Annotated in this window: 13 protein-coding genes and 1 pseudogene; 4 read left to right on the top strand and 10 right to left on the bottom strand. The window is 66.7% G+C overall.

The window, feature by feature from the left end; all coding sequences use genetic code 11:
* Positions 1 to 19: 19 nt before the first annotated feature.
* The 5 genes from ACPTTF_RS26615 to glnQ form a co-directional block, all read right to left on the bottom strand.
* Entirely contained in the window at positions 20 to 766 is a 747-nt protein-coding gene (locus ACPTTF_RS26615; protein ID WP_423368874.1) for an extensin, read from the bottom strand.
* Positions 767 to 916: 150 nt separating this feature from the next.
* Positions 917 to 1,471: a carboxymuconolactone decarboxylase family protein gene (locus ACPTTF_RS26620; RefSeq protein ID WP_423368875.1), complete on the bottom strand. Its 555-nt coding sequence runs from the start codon at positions 1,469 to 1,471 to the stop codon at positions 917 to 919.
* Between the two features lie 36 nt (positions 1,472 to 1,507).
* Positions 1,508 to 2,842 carry an aspartate aminotransferase family protein gene (locus ACPTTF_RS26625; RefSeq protein WP_423368876.1) on the bottom strand — a complete coding sequence of 445 codons (1,335 nt, stop codon included), beginning with the start codon at positions 2,840 to 2,842 and terminating at the stop codon, positions 1,508 to 1,510.
* A gap of 15 nt (positions 2,843 to 2,857) precedes the next feature.
* Positions 2,858 to 3,907 (bottom strand): C45 family autoproteolytic acyltransferase/hydolase, encoded by a 1,050-nt coding sequence (locus ACPTTF_RS26630; RefSeq protein WP_423368877.1) that lies wholly within the window; start codon positions 3,905 to 3,907, stop codon positions 2,858 to 2,860.
* A gap of 20 nt (positions 3,908 to 3,927) precedes the next feature.
* A complete protein-coding gene (gene glnQ, locus ACPTTF_RS26635; protein ID WP_165948018.1) occupies positions 3,928 to 4,656 on the bottom strand; it encodes a glutamine ABC transporter ATP-binding protein GlnQ in 729 nt (242 codons plus the stop codon).
* 86 nt (positions 4,657 to 4,742) lie between these two features.
* On the opposite strand from glnQ, the pseudogene ACPTTF_RS26640 reads away from it, so the two are divergent.
* Positions 4,743 to 5,792, top strand: a pseudogene (locus tag ACPTTF_RS26640) (RNA-guided endonuclease InsQ/TnpB family protein); the annotation flags it as partial.
* Positions 5,793 to 5,812: 20 nt separating this feature from the next.
* On the opposite strand, the gene glnP reads toward ACPTTF_RS26640, so the two are convergent.
* A complete protein-coding gene (glnP, locus tag ACPTTF_RS26645) occupies positions 5,813 to 6,469 on the bottom strand; it encodes a glutamine ABC transporter permease GlnP (RefSeq protein WP_166953321.1) in 657 nt (218 codons plus the stop codon).
* 66 nt (positions 6,470 to 6,535) lie between these two features.
* Positions 6,536 to 7,288: a glutamine ABC transporter substrate-binding protein GlnH gene (gene glnH / locus ACPTTF_RS26650; protein ID WP_166953323.1), complete on the bottom strand. Its 753-nt coding sequence runs from the start codon at positions 7,286 to 7,288 to the stop codon at positions 6,536 to 6,538.
* Between the two features lie 583 nt (positions 7,289 to 7,871).
* Here glnH and ACPTTF_RS26655 point away from each other — a divergent pair.
* Both ACPTTF_RS26655 and ACPTTF_RS26660 read left to right on the top strand, forming a co-directional pair.
* The gene (locus tag ACPTTF_RS26655; RefSeq protein ID WP_166953325.1) at positions 7,872 to 8,150 is read left to right on the top strand and encodes a type II toxin-antitoxin system RelE/ParE family toxin; all 279 of its coding nucleotides are present in this window, start codon (positions 7,872 to 7,874) and stop codon (positions 8,148 to 8,150) included.
* Positions 8,151 to 8,199: 49 nt separating this feature from the next.
* Complete coding sequence (locus tag ACPTTF_RS26660) at positions 8,200 to 8,511, top strand: HigA family addiction module antitoxin (RefSeq protein ID WP_065503714.1); 312 nt, start codon at positions 8,200 to 8,202, stop codon at positions 8,509 to 8,511.
* A gap of 34 nt (positions 8,512 to 8,545) precedes the next feature.
* Here the strand turns inward: ACPTTF_RS26660 and ACPTTF_RS26665 are convergent, their stop codons facing one another.
* Both ACPTTF_RS26665 and ACPTTF_RS26670 read right to left on the bottom strand, forming a co-directional pair.
* Positions 8,546 to 8,956 carry a hypothetical protein gene (locus tag ACPTTF_RS26665; protein WP_423368878.1) on the bottom strand — a complete coding sequence of 137 codons (411 nt, stop codon included), beginning with the start codon at positions 8,954 to 8,956 and terminating at the stop codon, positions 8,546 to 8,548.
* Positions 8,957 to 9,028: 72 nt separating this feature from the next.
* Positions 9,029 to 12,568 (bottom strand): ATP-binding cassette domain-containing protein, encoded by a 3,540-nt coding sequence (locus ACPTTF_RS26670; RefSeq protein ID WP_423368879.1) that lies wholly within the window; start codon positions 12,566 to 12,568, stop codon positions 9,029 to 9,031.
* A 119-nt stretch (positions 12,569 to 12,687) separates the two neighbouring features.
* On the opposite strand from ACPTTF_RS26670, the gene ACPTTF_RS26675 reads away from it, so the two are divergent.
* Positions 12,688 to 13,641, top strand: a complete 954-nt coding sequence (locus tag ACPTTF_RS26675) for a LysR family transcriptional regulator (RefSeq protein ID WP_423368880.1) — start codon at positions 12,688 to 12,690, stop codon at positions 13,639 to 13,641.
* Between the two features lie 44 nt (positions 13,642 to 13,685).
* Here ACPTTF_RS26675 and ACPTTF_RS26680 read toward each other — a convergent pair whose 3' ends face one another.
* Positions 13,686 to 14,057 carry an MAPEG family protein gene (locus ACPTTF_RS26680; protein ID WP_166953333.1) on the bottom strand — a complete coding sequence of 124 codons (372 nt, stop codon included), beginning with the start codon at positions 14,055 to 14,057 and terminating at the stop codon, positions 13,686 to 13,688.
* Positions 14,058 to 14,068: the final 11 nt, after the last annotated feature.

Consider the following 14,068-nt stretch of genomic DNA (forward strand, 5'->3'; position numbering starts at 1 on the left):
CGGACGCCCGCCGCCGACGTTACTTCGGCGTCGCAGACGGGCTGTCGTTCGTCGTCCTGACGTTGCTCGACTGCCTGACCAGTTGCTCGGTCATCGCAGCGGCAACCGGGTTCGCGCCCGACGACGAACTGCCCTGCCGAGTCGAACCGGTGTTCGACGACATCGGCGGCGGCGGTAACGACGGATCGAGCTTCGCCGATTCCCTGACGAGCGCGGCCGTTTCCGGCGTTTCGGATTTCGTTGCCGCAGGCGCCGCGGCCGCGTGGCGTTCGAGGCCATCGCGCTTGCGCGGCGCGCGTTGCGTGACCTGCGCGGATTCGGCCGGCTGGGCAGGTTTCGCAGCCGGCGCGGCGGCCGGTGGGGTCGAATCCTGCGCATCGACGGTCACGACGGTGACCTTCGGCGGCGGTGCGCTCGGCTGTGCTTTCTCGCTGACGACCGGAACGGCGGGGACGGATGCGGGTGCGGCGCTGACGCGCGCGGGTGCGGGAACGGGTGTGGGTACCGCCGGGGCGGGTGGAGGCGGCGAAACGGCTGCCTGCTTCGATGCCATACCGGCCTGGGCTGCCGGGGCCGGCGGCGCGATGGCGCCCTGCACCGCGTGATCGTTGTTCGCGGGTGCCACGGCCGCCGGGGCGGCCGAATCGCCGATGCCCGAGTCTTCGATCGCACGGTGGTCCGCGCGCAGGAGCATCACGTAGGCAGTGCCGGCCGCGGCTACCAGGAGCCCACCGGCGATCATCAAGGTCTTGCGGGTACTCGTCATGCTTGTTCACCGATCATGTCGACGTGAACAAGCCATCATACGCGGCCATCGGCCATCGATCCCGCATGAATACATTTGGTTGCATTGTGCCGGCGGCGCGATCGTCAGACGTATCGCGTCCGCCGTTCCGGCACGATCAGTGCCCGGCGGTTACTCCGGAAACGGCAATTCCGTCTGCCCGTCCGCACGCATGCCGAACGTGTTCAGCGTCATCGCGACGAGCGCGTAGTAACCGAGCAATGCAACGAGATTCACGACGGTTTCGTGGCCGAAACGCGCTTGCGCCCGTGCGAACGTCGCGTCGCTCACGCGCCGCGTGTCGTACAGCTCGCTCGCGAACGCATGGATAAGCGCATCGTCGTCCGATTCGAATGCGGGCGCGACGCCGCGCCGGATCGCATCGGCCGTCGCGGCCGGTACGCCCGCATCGAGCGCGATCGGATGGTGGATGTGCCACTCGGCCTGCGAGCGCCAGCGCGCAGCCGTCACGAGAATCGCAAGTTCCGACAGTCGCAGCGGCAGGCCCGTGCGATAGCGGCAGAACGCACCGAGCTTCTGCGCGTGCTGGGCCAGCTCGGGGCTCGCGATCCAGCCGAGAAACGGCCCGTTCAGGTTGCCGCGCGGGCCGCTGAGGATGTCGGCCAGCACGGCCTTCTGCTCATCGGTGGCCGATGCGGGATCGAACGGAGGCAATCTGTCTGTCATGGTGATGATCCGGTGAAGTTCAGTGCATCGATGCCGTCACGCGCCGGCCGACGCGAGCGCCGCACCGATCGCACCCGACAGCCGCTCGACGATCGTGTCGATCTGCTGCGCGGTGCAAATGAAAGGCGGCGCGACGAGGATGTGATCGCCGTGAACGCCGTCGATCGTCCCGCCCATCGGATACACCATCAACCCGCGCTGCATCGCTTCGCGCTTGACCGCCGCATGCAGCTTCAGCGCGGGATCGAACGTCGCCTTGCTGTCACGATCGCGCACGAGTTCGACGCCGACGAACAGCCCGCGGCCGCGCACGTCGCCGATATGCGGATGCGCGCCGTAATGCTTGCGCAACGACGCGCGCAGTTGCTCGCCGCGCGCCTTCACGTTGTCGAGCAGCTTCTCTTCGGCGATCACGCGCTGCACTTCGAGCGCGGCCGCGCATGCGGTCGCATGGCCGAGGTACGTGTGGCCGTGCTGGAAGAAACCCGAGCCGTCGACGATCGTCCGGTAGATGCGGTCGCTCACCAGCGTCGCGCCGATCGGCTGGTAGCCCGCGCCGAGCCCTTTCGCGATCGTCAGCAGGTCGGGCGCGACGCCGTCTTCATCGCACGCGTACAGGTAGCCCGTGCGGCCCATCCCCGACATGATCTCGTCGAGGATCATCAGCACACCATACTTGTCGCACACCGCGCGAATCTTCTTCAGGTACGTGCGCACCGGCGGCACCGCACCGGCCGTTGCGCCCACCACCGTTTCCGCGACGAACGCCGCGACGTTGTCCGCGCCGAGCGCGACGATCTTCTGCTCGAGCTCGTCCGCGAGGCGCTGCGCATACGCTTCGTCGGTTTCGCCGGCCTGCTGGTCGCGGTAGGCGAAGCACGGGCTCACGTGGTGCGCCTCGATCAGCAGCGGCAGGAACGGCTCGCGCCGCCACGCATTCCCGCCGATCGCGAGCGCGCCGAGCGTGTTGCCGTGATAGCTCTGGCGTCGCGCGATGAAATGGCGGCGCTGCGGCTCGCCCTTCTCGACGAAATACTGGCGCGCGAGCTTCAGCGCGGCCTCGACCGCCTCGGAGCCGCCCGACACGAAATACACGTGCTCGAGGCCGGCCGGCGCGGCTTCGACGAGCCGGTCGGCCAGCTCCTCGGCCACGTCGGTCGTGAAGAACGACGTATGCGCGTAGGCCAGTTGCTGCGCCTGCCGCTTGATCGCGTCGATCACGCGCTGGTTGCTGTGGCCGAGACACGAAACGGCCGCGCCGCCGCACGCGTCGATGTAGCGTTTGCCGGTCGAGTCGATGATCTCGATGCCGTCGCCTGCGACGGCGACGGGCAAGGTGGCGCGCGGAGCGCGATGGAAAACGGTCGTCATGCGTTGCCTCATGGATCAGGACGCGTCGTGCGCGCGTCCGGACGGCACGATGCGCGTCGCGAAGCGCTGCGTGCCTTGTTGGTGAATGGTGAGATCGATCGATGCCGCGCCGATCGCGAACACGGCCGTGGCCAGCGTGTTCTCGTCATCGGGATCGGCCGGATCGTCGCGGTAGATCGGCAGCCCTTCCGGCGCGCGATCGCCGAGCACGCGCAGCAGCGCGGCTTCGTCGATCGCGTCGATGGCGGGCGTCAACGCGTCGACGCGGCGCTGGCGGTCGGCGGACGATTGCGTGACGATCTGCGCCTCTGCTTCACAGCCCGGATGCACGAGATGATTCGCGTGCCCGGCAAGCCTCGCCACGTCGACCACCGAGCAACGCGCGGCACTCGCCTCGATGCTCAGCAGCCGCGTATCGCCGGTCGCGCCGAGCGTATGGTGAAAGCCGCTCGCGCGCGCATTCACGCGCAGCACGTCGGACGCCGCGTCGAGCGACGCCGCATCGAGCACGGCGCGCGCGAGGATCATGCGCGGCACGCCCGGCGCGGGCGTCCTGATCCGCAGGTTGTTGATCGCCTGCACGATGCCGGCCCGGTTCGCGGCAAAGGTGTGGCCCGGCAGCGAGCCCGGGTAGTAGAAACTGATGAAGCCCGGCTTGCCCTCGGGCTGCACGTCGACGAGCAGGCAGCGTTCGCGCAGGAACGGATCGCCGTCCTCGTTGTGCGCGATCCAGCGCGTGCCGGCCGCGTCGCGCGCGGCAAGCGTCGTGCAGCCGTCCGGCGCGTTGTGGATCAGCTCGCCGCGGCAGTTCCACAGGAAGATGTCCTCCGCCGGCCAGCCGACGCCCGCCGCGATCCCGTCCAGTTCCGCGACGAGATCGGGGTACGCGGCCAGCGCGGCCTGCCGCAGCTCGGCGACGAACGGATGGCCGCGCCAGCGGCGCACGGCCTGCCACGCGCTGCTCTGCTGCATGTACGCATCGAACACGGGACGGGCGAGCTCGCCGAGGCGCACGCCGATGTCGAACGGCGCGCCGGCGATGACGGGGGAAAGGGAAAGCGGCATGTCGGATGGTTCGGTTTCGTTCAGGACACGTGTTTCAGGAATTCCTTCAGGCGCGGGGTCGGCGGCCGGTCGATCAGGTCGACCGGATGGCCGTCCTCGGCAATTCCGCCCTGATCCATGAACAGAAGCCGCGTGCCGACCCGTTTCGCAAAGCCGATCTCGTGCGTGACGACGATCATCGTCATCCCTTCGGTAGCAAGATCCTGCATCACTTTCAGCACTTCGTGGCGCAATTCCGGATCGAGCGCCGAGGTGGGCTCGTCGAACAGCATCAGCCGCGGCCGGATCGCAAGCGCCCGCGCGATCGCGACGCGCTGCTGCTGGCCACCCGACAGCTCGGACGGGTAATGATTCGCGCGCGATTCGAGGCCGACCTTGTCGAGCAGCGCCATCGCCTGGTCGCGTGCTTCGGCGCGCGATGCTCCGCGCACCTGGGTCGGCCCGAACATCACGTTCTCGAGCGCGGTCATTTGCGGGAACAGGTTGAACTGCTGGAACACCATGCCGGCTTCGAGCCGGATGTTGCGGATCGTCGTCGCGTTGCCGCGCACGCTCTGGCCGTCAACGAGCAGCTCGCCGCCGGTGATTTTCTCGAGCGCGTTGATACAGCGCAGCATCGTCGACTTGCCCGAGCCCGACGGGCCGATCACGACGACCACCTCGCCCGCGTCGATCTTCAGGTCGATGTGCTTCAGCACCGGCACGTGGCCGAAGCTCTTCGACACGTTCTGGAATTCGATCATGCTCATAGGATGCTCCAGGAAACGTTGCAATTTCTGACAGGGCGGAATGAATCGTTGTTGACAGACAGCGCTCCAGCTTTAGAGTGACGAGCATGATCCTCGTCTACCGCTACCGCGTGAAGTCGCTCAACGGACTGCTTAACAAACAGAGCCGTGCGGTGAACTACGTCTGGAACTTCTGCAACGACACGCAGAAGCACGCGCTCAAGTGGAGCAAGAAGTGGCCGACAGGGTTCGACCTGAACGTGCTTACCACTGGCAGCAGCAAGGAACTTGGCATCCACTCCGGCACGGTTAACGCAACGTGCGAGCAATACGCGAAGTCGCGCAGCCAGCACCGGCGCCCTTACCTGCGCTATCGCGGCAAGAAATCGCTTGGTTGGGTGCCGCTGAAAGGCCGCGACCTGAAGCGCGAAGGTGACGCGTTTCGTTTCGCCGGCAACACGTTCCGTGTGTTCAACAGTCGGCCACTTCCAGACGGCAAGATCAAGGACGGAACCAATTTCGCGCGGGATGCGCGCGGCAACTGGTTCCTGAACATCGTGATCGAAATGCCCGATGTTCAGGCTCGCCCGGTTCGTTCTGGCGTCGGCATCGATCTTGGCCTGAAAGACTTCGCCACACTTTCGACTGGCGAAAAGTTGCCCAACGACCGGTTTGGTCAGCGCGCGGCTGAAAAGCTGGCGAAAGCCCAGCGCGCGCGAAAGCACAAGCGGCATATCGCGAAGCTGCACGCCAAGGTGGCGAATACCCGTGCCGATTTCCAGCACAAGCTCGCACTCGATCTGGTGCGGCGCTTCGATTACATCGCGGTCGGCAACGTGTCGGCCGTAAAACTCGCCAGAACCAGGATGGCGAAAAGCATCTACGACGCATCCTGGTCGTCCTTCCGAAACAAGCTCCGTTACAAGGCGATAGCGCACGGAGCCACGTTCGAGGAAGTCGACGAAAGCGGTTCTACCCAGTCCTGTTCGGCGTGCGGGTCGAAAGACAGCACGACGCGACCGAAAGGCATCGCGGGGCTGCGAATAAGAGAGTGGGCCTGCAGTGGCTGTGGTGTCGTGCATGATCGCGATATCAACGCTGCGTTGAACATTCTCCGATGCGGACGTGCATCGCCAGTTGTGGGAATTGCCCCTCTCCATTCAGAGAGGCAAGGACGTCAAAGGATCCGCATCCTCTTTTCGACGAGCCGCAGCGTCAACGTCATGGCGCCGGTAAGAATCAAGTAGATCACAGCCACCGCGCTCCAGATCTCGACCGCCTGGAAATTGCCCGCGATGATTTCCTGCCCCTTGCGCGTCAGTTCGCCGACGCCGATCACGATGAACAGCGACGTGTCCTTCAGGCTCACGATGCACTGGTTGCCGAGCGGCGGAATCAACCGCCGGAACGCCAGCGGCCCGACCACCTTCAGCAGCACGCGCGGCATCGACAACCCCATCGCGAGCCCCGCTTCCGTCAACCCCTTCGGGATCGACAGCAGCGCACCGCGCACGACTTCCGCGAGATACGCGCCGGAATTCACCGTGATCGCGATGATCGCGGCCGTCAGGCCGTCGATGCGGATGTGCGCGAGCAGCGGCAGCGCGAAGTACAGGAACATCACCTGCACGACGATCGGCGTGCCGCGAATCAATTCAATGTAGACCTGGACAAGCACGTTCATCGCCTTCGGCCCGTATGCGCGAAACATCCCCGCGACCATCCCGACGATGAACCCGCCCACCAGCCCGAAAAATGCGATGAACACCGTCAACCGGACCCCGTCCATCAGGTCCGGCAACGCCGCCCAGATCGCCGACCAATCGAAATTCACTTGTTGCTCCCCGTTCGATTCAAGACCGGCGCGGCCGCATGGCCGCGCGCTGTTGCGGCGTCACGCTCACATCTTCGGCGGCTCGGCGCCGAACCACTTCTTGTAGATCTGCGCGTAGCGGCCGTCGGCCCTGATCTTCACGAGCGACGCGTTGACCTTCGGCACGAGCGGGCTGCCCTTCGGGAAACCCATCCCGTACTTGTCGCCGCTGACCGGCTGGCCCGCGACCTTCACCTTGCCCTTGCCTTCGTTGTTCACGAAGAACAGCACGTTCGGCGTGTCGTGCATCGCCGCGTCGACCCGGCCGGCTTCGAGCGCGAGGTAGGCCTGGTCGATGTTCGGGAACTGTCGGATCTCCTTCGGCTTCAGGTGCGCCTTGATCCAGTCGATCGTCGCGGTGCCCGTCTTCGCGGCGATCACCTTGCCGTTCAGGTCGTCGATCGACTTGATCGTCGTGTTGCCGGTCTGCACCATCGCCGCCAGGCCGCTGTCGTAGTACGGCGCGGAGAAGTCGATCGCCTTCTTGCGCTCTTCCTTGATCGTCATGCCCGACAGCGCGACGTCGATGTTCTGCGTCTGCAGCGCCGGGATCAGGCCCGCGAAATCCATCGGCTGGATCGTGTATTTCCAGCCCTGGTCCTTCGCGATCTCGGCCCACAGGTCGAGATCGAAGCCGACGTACTTGTCGCCCTGCTTGAACTCGAACGGCATGAACGACGTATCGGTCCCGACGACGAGCGTCTTGGTATCCGCGTGCGCGAAGCTTGCGCCGAGCGCGGCAACGACCGCGACGGCTTTCAGGAAGGAACGGCGACTCATGGTTTCTCTCCGCATGATTGAGCGATGTGACCGGCCAGCCGGCCGGCGGTAACGACGACATCAAGCCGCACCGCAACATGCGATGTCGAATTAAACATTAGTGCAACAAGTGTTGTCAACGGCGATACTACGACAACAAAAAAGTGCGCAACGGGTAAATGCATCGAGACAAACCCGGGCCGCGCGGCGCGGATAGATCGGAGGAAAGCGGCGGATGGCGGGCGAAATGCACGGGCCGGGGCGTGCCGCGCAGTTCCCCTAGGGCAGCAGCCCCCTTGGGCTTTCCGAAGCCCACCCCTCAGAGTTGCCAACAGCGCACGATCGGGCGCGGGAATGAGGCGGGGCCGTGTTCGGGCTCCAGCGGCAGGGCCGCCCTAGAGGCGTTGTACGACGGTAATGGATGAACGGATGCGCGGGCGCCGCCCCGCAAAACTCGGCGGATTGATGGGGAGCAAATCCGTCGAGGTTGATCGCATTCACAACGCCTGTAACGCGTAACGTTACAGGCTATACTTGCCTTGCGTCTTGTGCGAGACGCTTTGATTCACCGCAAAAAAAGGGGCTTCCACCATGCGTAATTTCTATGATCAAGAGCTTTCGCCATAAAGGCATTCAGCGCTTCTTTGAATCTGGCTCCACAGCGGGCATTCAAGCGGCGCACATGAGCAAACTTAAGCGGCTACTGTCTGCGTTGAACCGGGCGAAAAGCCCGAACGACATGAACCAACCGGGGTGGCGGTTGCACCCTTGGAAGGGAACCGGCGACGGTGTATGGTCGGTCGACGTGAACGGAAATTGGAGGTTGACGTTCGAGTTCGATGGGGAGGATGCAGTCCTCGTCGATTATCTCGATCCTCGCTGACAGGCCGCCTCTACTACGGTTCTACAGTACAGCGTTCATTACAACGGCTATGTCCATCATGTTTGACCCGCCGCATCCCGCGGCAATCCTTCGGGAAGATGTGCTTCCGGCACTGAACCTGACGGTGACTCAAGCGGCAGAACAACTGGGCGTTTCGCGCGTCCAGTTGTCTCGTGTTCTCAACGAAAGGGCGAGTATCTCGCCCGATATGGCGCTACGCCTCGAGCAGTGGCTTGGTGCGGAGCGCGGCGGCCGAGCTGATTTCTGGCTCGGCATGCAGTTGGACTATGACCTGTGGCAGGCACGAAAGCATGCGCCGACGAAGGTTAAGCCTGCCCCTTCAGAGGCAGTGCGTGCTTAACGAGAAACCGGCTTTGGTCCGGAGCCCTGTTCAGTTAAAGCCCGCCTTGCGCGGGCTTTTTTGCTAATGACGCGTCGTCCACGTCTTCCGGTCGCACGTAGATGGCGCCCTTATCGATCGGCGCGACGTAGTAACCGCGTGCGGTCAGTTCGATCCTGAAGTCGCTGAATACCTGGAACAGCTCGTTATCGCACGGCAAAGACGTGAACTTGAGATCGACACGTTCCCCGGTTTCATACGACGTTCGGAAGAGTCGTGCGGGGGCGGCCCTGAGGCAGAAGTCTGAAGGGAAGGTCGCGGCGGCGGGTGCGGCCGCCACGACGGCCGTCCAGTGCAACGCGTGCGGCAGGATGACGACCGCGCCATCGCCGCCGCCTGCACATCGGTTCGCGCGGACGGCCGGCGATTCAACCAAGCGCCTTGTCGGGGCGACCGTGCGCGCCATGCTGGCAACCGCCGGCGCGGCTCAACGCAGGTTGCGGGATGCGCGCGGCAGCGCCGAGCGACGGCGCGTCGCTCACGCCGCCACCCCACTCGCCTGATGCGACACCAGCCGCGCATACGCACCCTGCCGCGCCAGCAGGTCAGCATGCCGTCCGGACTCGATCACGCCGCCCTGCTCCATCACGAGGATCAGGTCGGCATTGCGCACGGTCGACAGCCGGTGCGCGATGATGATCGACGTACGCTGCGTCATCAGGTCTTCGAGCGCCGCGCGGATCTGCTGCTCGCTGATCGTGTCCAGGTGGGACGTCGCTTCGTCGAGGATCAGCACCGGCGCATCCTTCAGGAACGCACGCGCAATCGCGACGCGCTGGCGTTGGCCGCCCGACAGTTGCACGCCGCGCTCGCCGACGCGCGTCGCGAGCCCGTCGGGCAGCCGCGCGACGAATTCGCCGAGCGCCGCATGGTCGATCGCGCGCTGCACGTCCGCATCGGACGCGTCGTTCGCGGCGAGCCGGATGTTCGCTTCGAGCGTGTCGTTGAACAGGTAGGTATCCTGCGCAACCAGCGCGATGTGCTGCCGCAGGTCGTCGAGCCGCAGGTCGCGCAGGTCGACGCCGCCGAGCGTCACGCGGCCCTGCTGCGGATCCCAGAAGCGCAGCAGCAGGCTCGCGACCGTCGACTTGCCGGCGCCCGACGCACCGACCAGCGCGACCGTGCTGCCGCGCGGCACCTCGAAGCTCACGCGGTCGATCGCGGGCACGCTGCGGCCCGGGTACGTGAAGGACGTGGCCTCGAAACGCACCGCCGGATCGGCGGGCATCGCATGCATGCCGTCCGTCACCGGCACGGGCTCCTTCTCCAGCGCGCGCAGGCGGCGCGTCGACGCGATCGTGTCGGCGAGCTGGCGCGCGACCTGGCCGATTTCGGCAACCGGCATGAAGGCGGCTACCGCCACCAGCACCAGCAGCGGCAACGACTCGCGCGGAAACCAGCCACGTGCACACAGCAGCGCGCCGAGCGCCGCGACGGCCAGCCCGCCGAGCCCGCTCGCGACTTCCAGTGCGGCGCTCTGATGCGACAGGTCGTCGAGCAGCTTCGCGCGTTGCTTCCGGTATGCATCGACTTCGGCCACGAACGCTTCGCGCCGGCGCGCGACGGCCTGGAACGCGGTCAGCTCCGCGAGTCCCTGGATCGTCTCGGTCAGGTGCGCGCCGAGCTGGCCGAGCGCTTCGCGCGCACCGGTGCCGAGCCGGTCGACCTCGCGCCGCGCCAGCACCGGTGCGAGCCCGGCCCACAACAGGAACGGCAGCAGCACGAGCGCGAGCGGCCATGCGACCGACGCGAGCAACACCAGCACGGCGGCCGGCACGAGCACCGCGACGAACGCGGGCGCCAGCGTGTGCGCATAGAAATACTCGACGGTCTCGACGTCCTGTGTCGCGAGCGACACGAGATCGCCGGAACGGCGGCGCAGTAGCCCCGCCGGTGCAAGGCGCTCGAGCGTCGCGAACAGCGCGATGCGCATTTCCGCGAGCAGCCGGTACGCCATGTCGTGCGCGAGCCACGATTCGAGCCAGTGCAGCACGGCCGCCACCGGCGCGATCACGAGCAGCGCGGTGACGAGCGTCGGGCTCACATGGCCGCCCGGCACCGCACCGACCACCAGCGCACCGATCACGCCGACGCCGATGAACGCGAGCACGCGGGCGATCCCGAACAGCACCGTCAGCACGACCTTGCCCGTCCACGGACGCACGAACCGCAACAGCGTCTGCAGCGTTTCCGGCCAGCCGATCTCCGCGGCATCGTCATTCAGCGGCCTCACTTGCGGGCCCGACGACGCACGCGCGGTCGCGCCGGCCGTCGTCGCCACGCCGACCGATTCGGCAACCGCTTCCAGTTGCGGCCCCATCAGCCGGCGATACGGGCCGTCACGCGCGATCAGCGCCGCGTGCGTACCCTCGTCGACCACCTGCCCCTGGTCGAGTACCAGGATGCGGTCGGCGCCGATCACGCTGGACAGCCGGTGCGCGAGCACGAGCGTGGTCCGCCCGCGCGTGAGCCGGTCGAGCGCCTGCTGGATCAGCGCTTCGTTCTCCGCGTCGACCGACGACAGCGCCTCGTCGAGCAGCAGGATCGGTGCATCGCGCAGCAACGCGCGGGCAATCGCGAGGCGCTGGCGCTGGCCGCCCGACAGCATGAGCCCGCGTTCGCCGATGCGCGTCGCGTAGCCGTCGGGCAGCGCCGAGATGAAATCGTGCGCGTTGGCCGCGCGCGCGGCGGCGATCATGTCCGCATCGCTCGCGTCGGGGCGGCCGAGCCGCAGGTTGTCGGCGACACTGCCGTCGAACAGCGTCGCATCCTGCGCGACGACCGCGATCATCTCGCGCACCTGGCCGGCATCGAGCGTGCACACGTCGCGGCCGCCGATGCGGATCGCACCGCCCTGCGCATCGTGCTGGCGCAGCAGCAGGCGCACGATGGTCGATTTGCCCGCGCCGCTCGGCCCGACGATGGCCACCGTCTCGCCTTCGCGAACCGAGAAGCTCAGCGCCGCATGCGCGTCGGCACGACGCCCCGGATACACGAAGCTGACGGCGTCGAACGCGATCTCCGGCCGCAGGCCCTGCACGCGCGGCACATCGGTGGAAGGCGCGTGGCTCTGGGCGTCGAGCAGCGCGTGGATCGCATTCGCCGCCGACTGGCCGATCATCCCCTGGTGCAACACCGAACGCAGGTCGCGCAGCGGCCGGAAGATCTCGCTGCCGGCCATCAGCACGATCAGCAGCGCCTCGAGGCTCATGTCGCCGTGCCGCACGCGCCACGCGCCGACCGCGATCGCGGCGGCCGCGCCGAGGCCGGAGCCGAGATCGGTGAAGAGCCGCGTCAGCAGGCCGAGCGCGAGCACCCAGAACGTGCTGTCGGACAACGCGCGCGCCTTCGCGGCCAGCTTCGCGCCGAACGCCGTGCTTTGCCCGAACGCCTTCAGCGTCGGCAGGCCCTGCACCGCGTCGAGAAATTCCTCGCCGAACGCCTTGAAGGCCACCGAGCGCGCGAGCGCCGCGCGCTTGTCCGCGCGATGCACGAGTTGCGGCAGCGCGAGCGTGACGAGCGCCGCGACCAGCAGGATCGCGGCCGTCGGCACGTCCCACCACGCGAGCACCGCGAAGATCATCACCGGAGCGCAAGCGGCGATCACGAGCTGCGGAAGATAGGTGCCGAAAAAGGTCTGCAGCTGCTCGACGCCGTCGACCACGGCCAGCATCACACCGCCCGTGCGTTCGCCGCTGAACCACGCGGGGCCGAGCGCGGCGATCCGGTCGAACAGCCGTGCGCGCAACGTGGCCTGCACGCGCCCGGCCGTGTGCTGCGCGAGCACCGTGCGGCGATGATCGAGCCATGCGCGCAGCAGCACGCAAGCTGCCGTTGCAACGACGGCTTCGCCGATGCTGCGTGCCGGCGCGCCGGAAAAGACCAGCGCCAGCACGCGGCCGAGAAATACGAAGCGCAGGATGCCGACACCCATCGCGAGCAGGCCGAGCGCGACGGCCGCGGCAACCCGCCAGCGCAGCCCCGCCATCATTGCCCATAGTCGTCGGTCGAAATACATGAACCCCTCCGGTAGTGTCTGATTACGTTTTTTCTTGACCGGATCGAGGCTACCCGCGCGGCCCATGCGCGGCAAAAGATGATTTTTCAACGGGTGTTGAGTCAACTACAATACCCCGCATGTCGCACCTCCCTCCCCTCAGCGCATTGCGGGCTTTCGAAGCGGCCGTCCGCCTCGGCGGGTTCGCGCGCGCGGCGGTCGAGCTGAACGTGTCGACCAGCGCGGTCAGCCACCAGATTCGCGCGCTCGAGGAATCGCTTGGCGCAAGGCTGCTCGAACGCAGCACGGGGCTTGGCGGCATCAGCCTCACGCCGGCCGGCGCACGTCTGCTGCCGGCCGTCAGCGATGCACTGTCGCGCCTGACCGACGCCTGTGCCGAGACTCGCGGCACCGCGCAACGGCTCACCGTATCCGCCAACGCGCCGTTTTCGGCGATGTGGCTCGCACGCCGCCTCGCGGAATTCTCGTCGCTTCATCCCGACACGCCGCTGCATGCCGTCGTGCTCGACGAAGAACCGGATTTCGCCCGCAGCGGCGTCGATCTGGCGATCGTGCACGTGCCCGCGCACCGGCAGCGGGACGACGACGACGTGCTGATCCGGGAGACGGTGTTCCCGGTATGCAGCCCCGAGCTGTTTCCGTACGCATCGGGGCACGTGTGCCGCTCCCGGCTGCTGCAGGAGATGCACGAGGACAGCCCCGAGATCGACTGGCGCAACTGGGCATCGGAATTCGGCTTGCCGGGCGACTTCGAGACGAAGATCGTCCGTTACAGCAGTTTCAGCCAGGTGATCGGCGCGGCGGTCGGCGGCGCGGGCATCGCGCTCGGCCGCGTGCCGCTGATCGAGCCCGAACTGCGCAGCGGGCGCCTGGTGCCGCTGGTGCCGGGCCTCGAGCGCAATGCGTCGTGGCGCTTCGTGCTGCGTCGCAATCCATCGGCGCGGCACCGGCTGCTCGATCCGTTGATCGCGTTCCTGCGCCGCGAAGCCGAGGCGGCGCCGCCATCCACGCTCGCGAAGATCGTTGCGCCCGCATCCAACGACAGCCACGCGCGCGGCGCGGGCGGTGCCTGACGGGCCGGCACACCAGGCCGGCCTCGCGTTTTGCCTGCCGGTACTTACGGCGCGGCGAAGAACAACGCGACCACGCACGCCATCCCGCCAAACCACACGAGCGAACGCAGCGACGCCCAGTTCAGCAGGTACATCAGCATATAGACGACGCGGATCGCGACGAACGCCATCGCGAGCTGGTCGACGCGATGCACGTTCGCGCCGTTGTGCCACGCCACCACCAGCGCGGCCGTGAACAGCGCGAGCGCCTCCCACGCGTTCTGGTGCGCGGCCTGTGCTCGTGCGCGCCAGCCTTCGAGCTTCGCCAGGTAGTCGCGCGGCGTGCGGTTGTCGTAGCCCTTGCGAGCCTTCGCGAGAAACGTCATCGGGAACGGCAACAGCGCCACGATGAACAGGCACAGCTGGGACGTCGTCATCAAAAGTCTCC

It is taken from the genome of Burkholderia crassaminum (assembly GCF_964265005.1).
Taxonomy (GTDB): Bacteria; Pseudomonadota; Gammaproteobacteria; order Burkholderiales; family Burkholderiaceae; genus Burkholderia.

Coding starts and splice junctions, on each gene's coding strand:
- ACPTTF_RS26630 (WP_423368877.1), bottom strand. CDS start 3,907: ATGCCGCTTTCCCTTTCCCCCGTCATCGCCGGCGCGCCGTTCGACATC.
- ACPTTF_RS26620 (WP_423368875.1), bottom strand. CDS start 1,471: ATGACAGACAGATTGCCTCCGTTCGATCCCGCATCGGCCACCGATGAG.
- glnQ (WP_165948018.1), bottom strand. CDS start 4,656: ATGAGCATGATCGAATTCCAGAACGTGTCGAAGAGCTTCGGCCACGTG.
- ACPTTF_RS26660 (WP_065503714.1), top strand. CDS start 8,200: ATGTCCATCATGTTTGACCCGCCGCATCCCGCGGCAATCCTTCGGGAA.
- ACPTTF_RS26665 (WP_423368878.1), bottom strand. CDS start 8,956: ATGGCGCGCACGGTCGCCCCGACAAGGCGCTTGGTTGAATCGCCGGCC.
- ACPTTF_RS26655 (WP_166953325.1), top strand. CDS start 7,872: ATGATCAAGAGCTTTCGCCATAAAGGCATTCAGCGCTTCTTTGAATCT.
- glnH (WP_166953323.1), bottom strand. CDS start 7,288: ATGAGTCGCCGTTCCTTCCTGAAAGCCGTCGCGGTCGTTGCCGCGCTC.
- ACPTTF_RS26625 (WP_423368876.1), bottom strand. CDS start 2,842: ATGACGACCGTTTTCCATCGCGCTCCGCGCGCCACCTTGCCCGTCGCC.
- ACPTTF_RS26670 (WP_423368879.1), bottom strand. CDS start 12,568: ATGTATTTCGACCGACGACTATGGGCAATGATGGCGGGGCTGCGCTGG.
- ACPTTF_RS26615 (WP_423368874.1), bottom strand. CDS start 766: ATGACGAGTACCCGCAAGACCTTGATGATCGCCGGTGGGCTCCTGGTA.
- ACPTTF_RS26675 (WP_423368880.1), top strand. CDS start 12,688: ATGTCGCACCTCCCTCCCCTCAGCGCATTGCGGGCTTTCGAAGCGGCC.
- ACPTTF_RS26680 (WP_166953333.1), bottom strand. CDS start 14,057: ATGACGACGTCCCAGCTGTGCCTGTTCATCGTGGCGCTGTTGCCGTTC.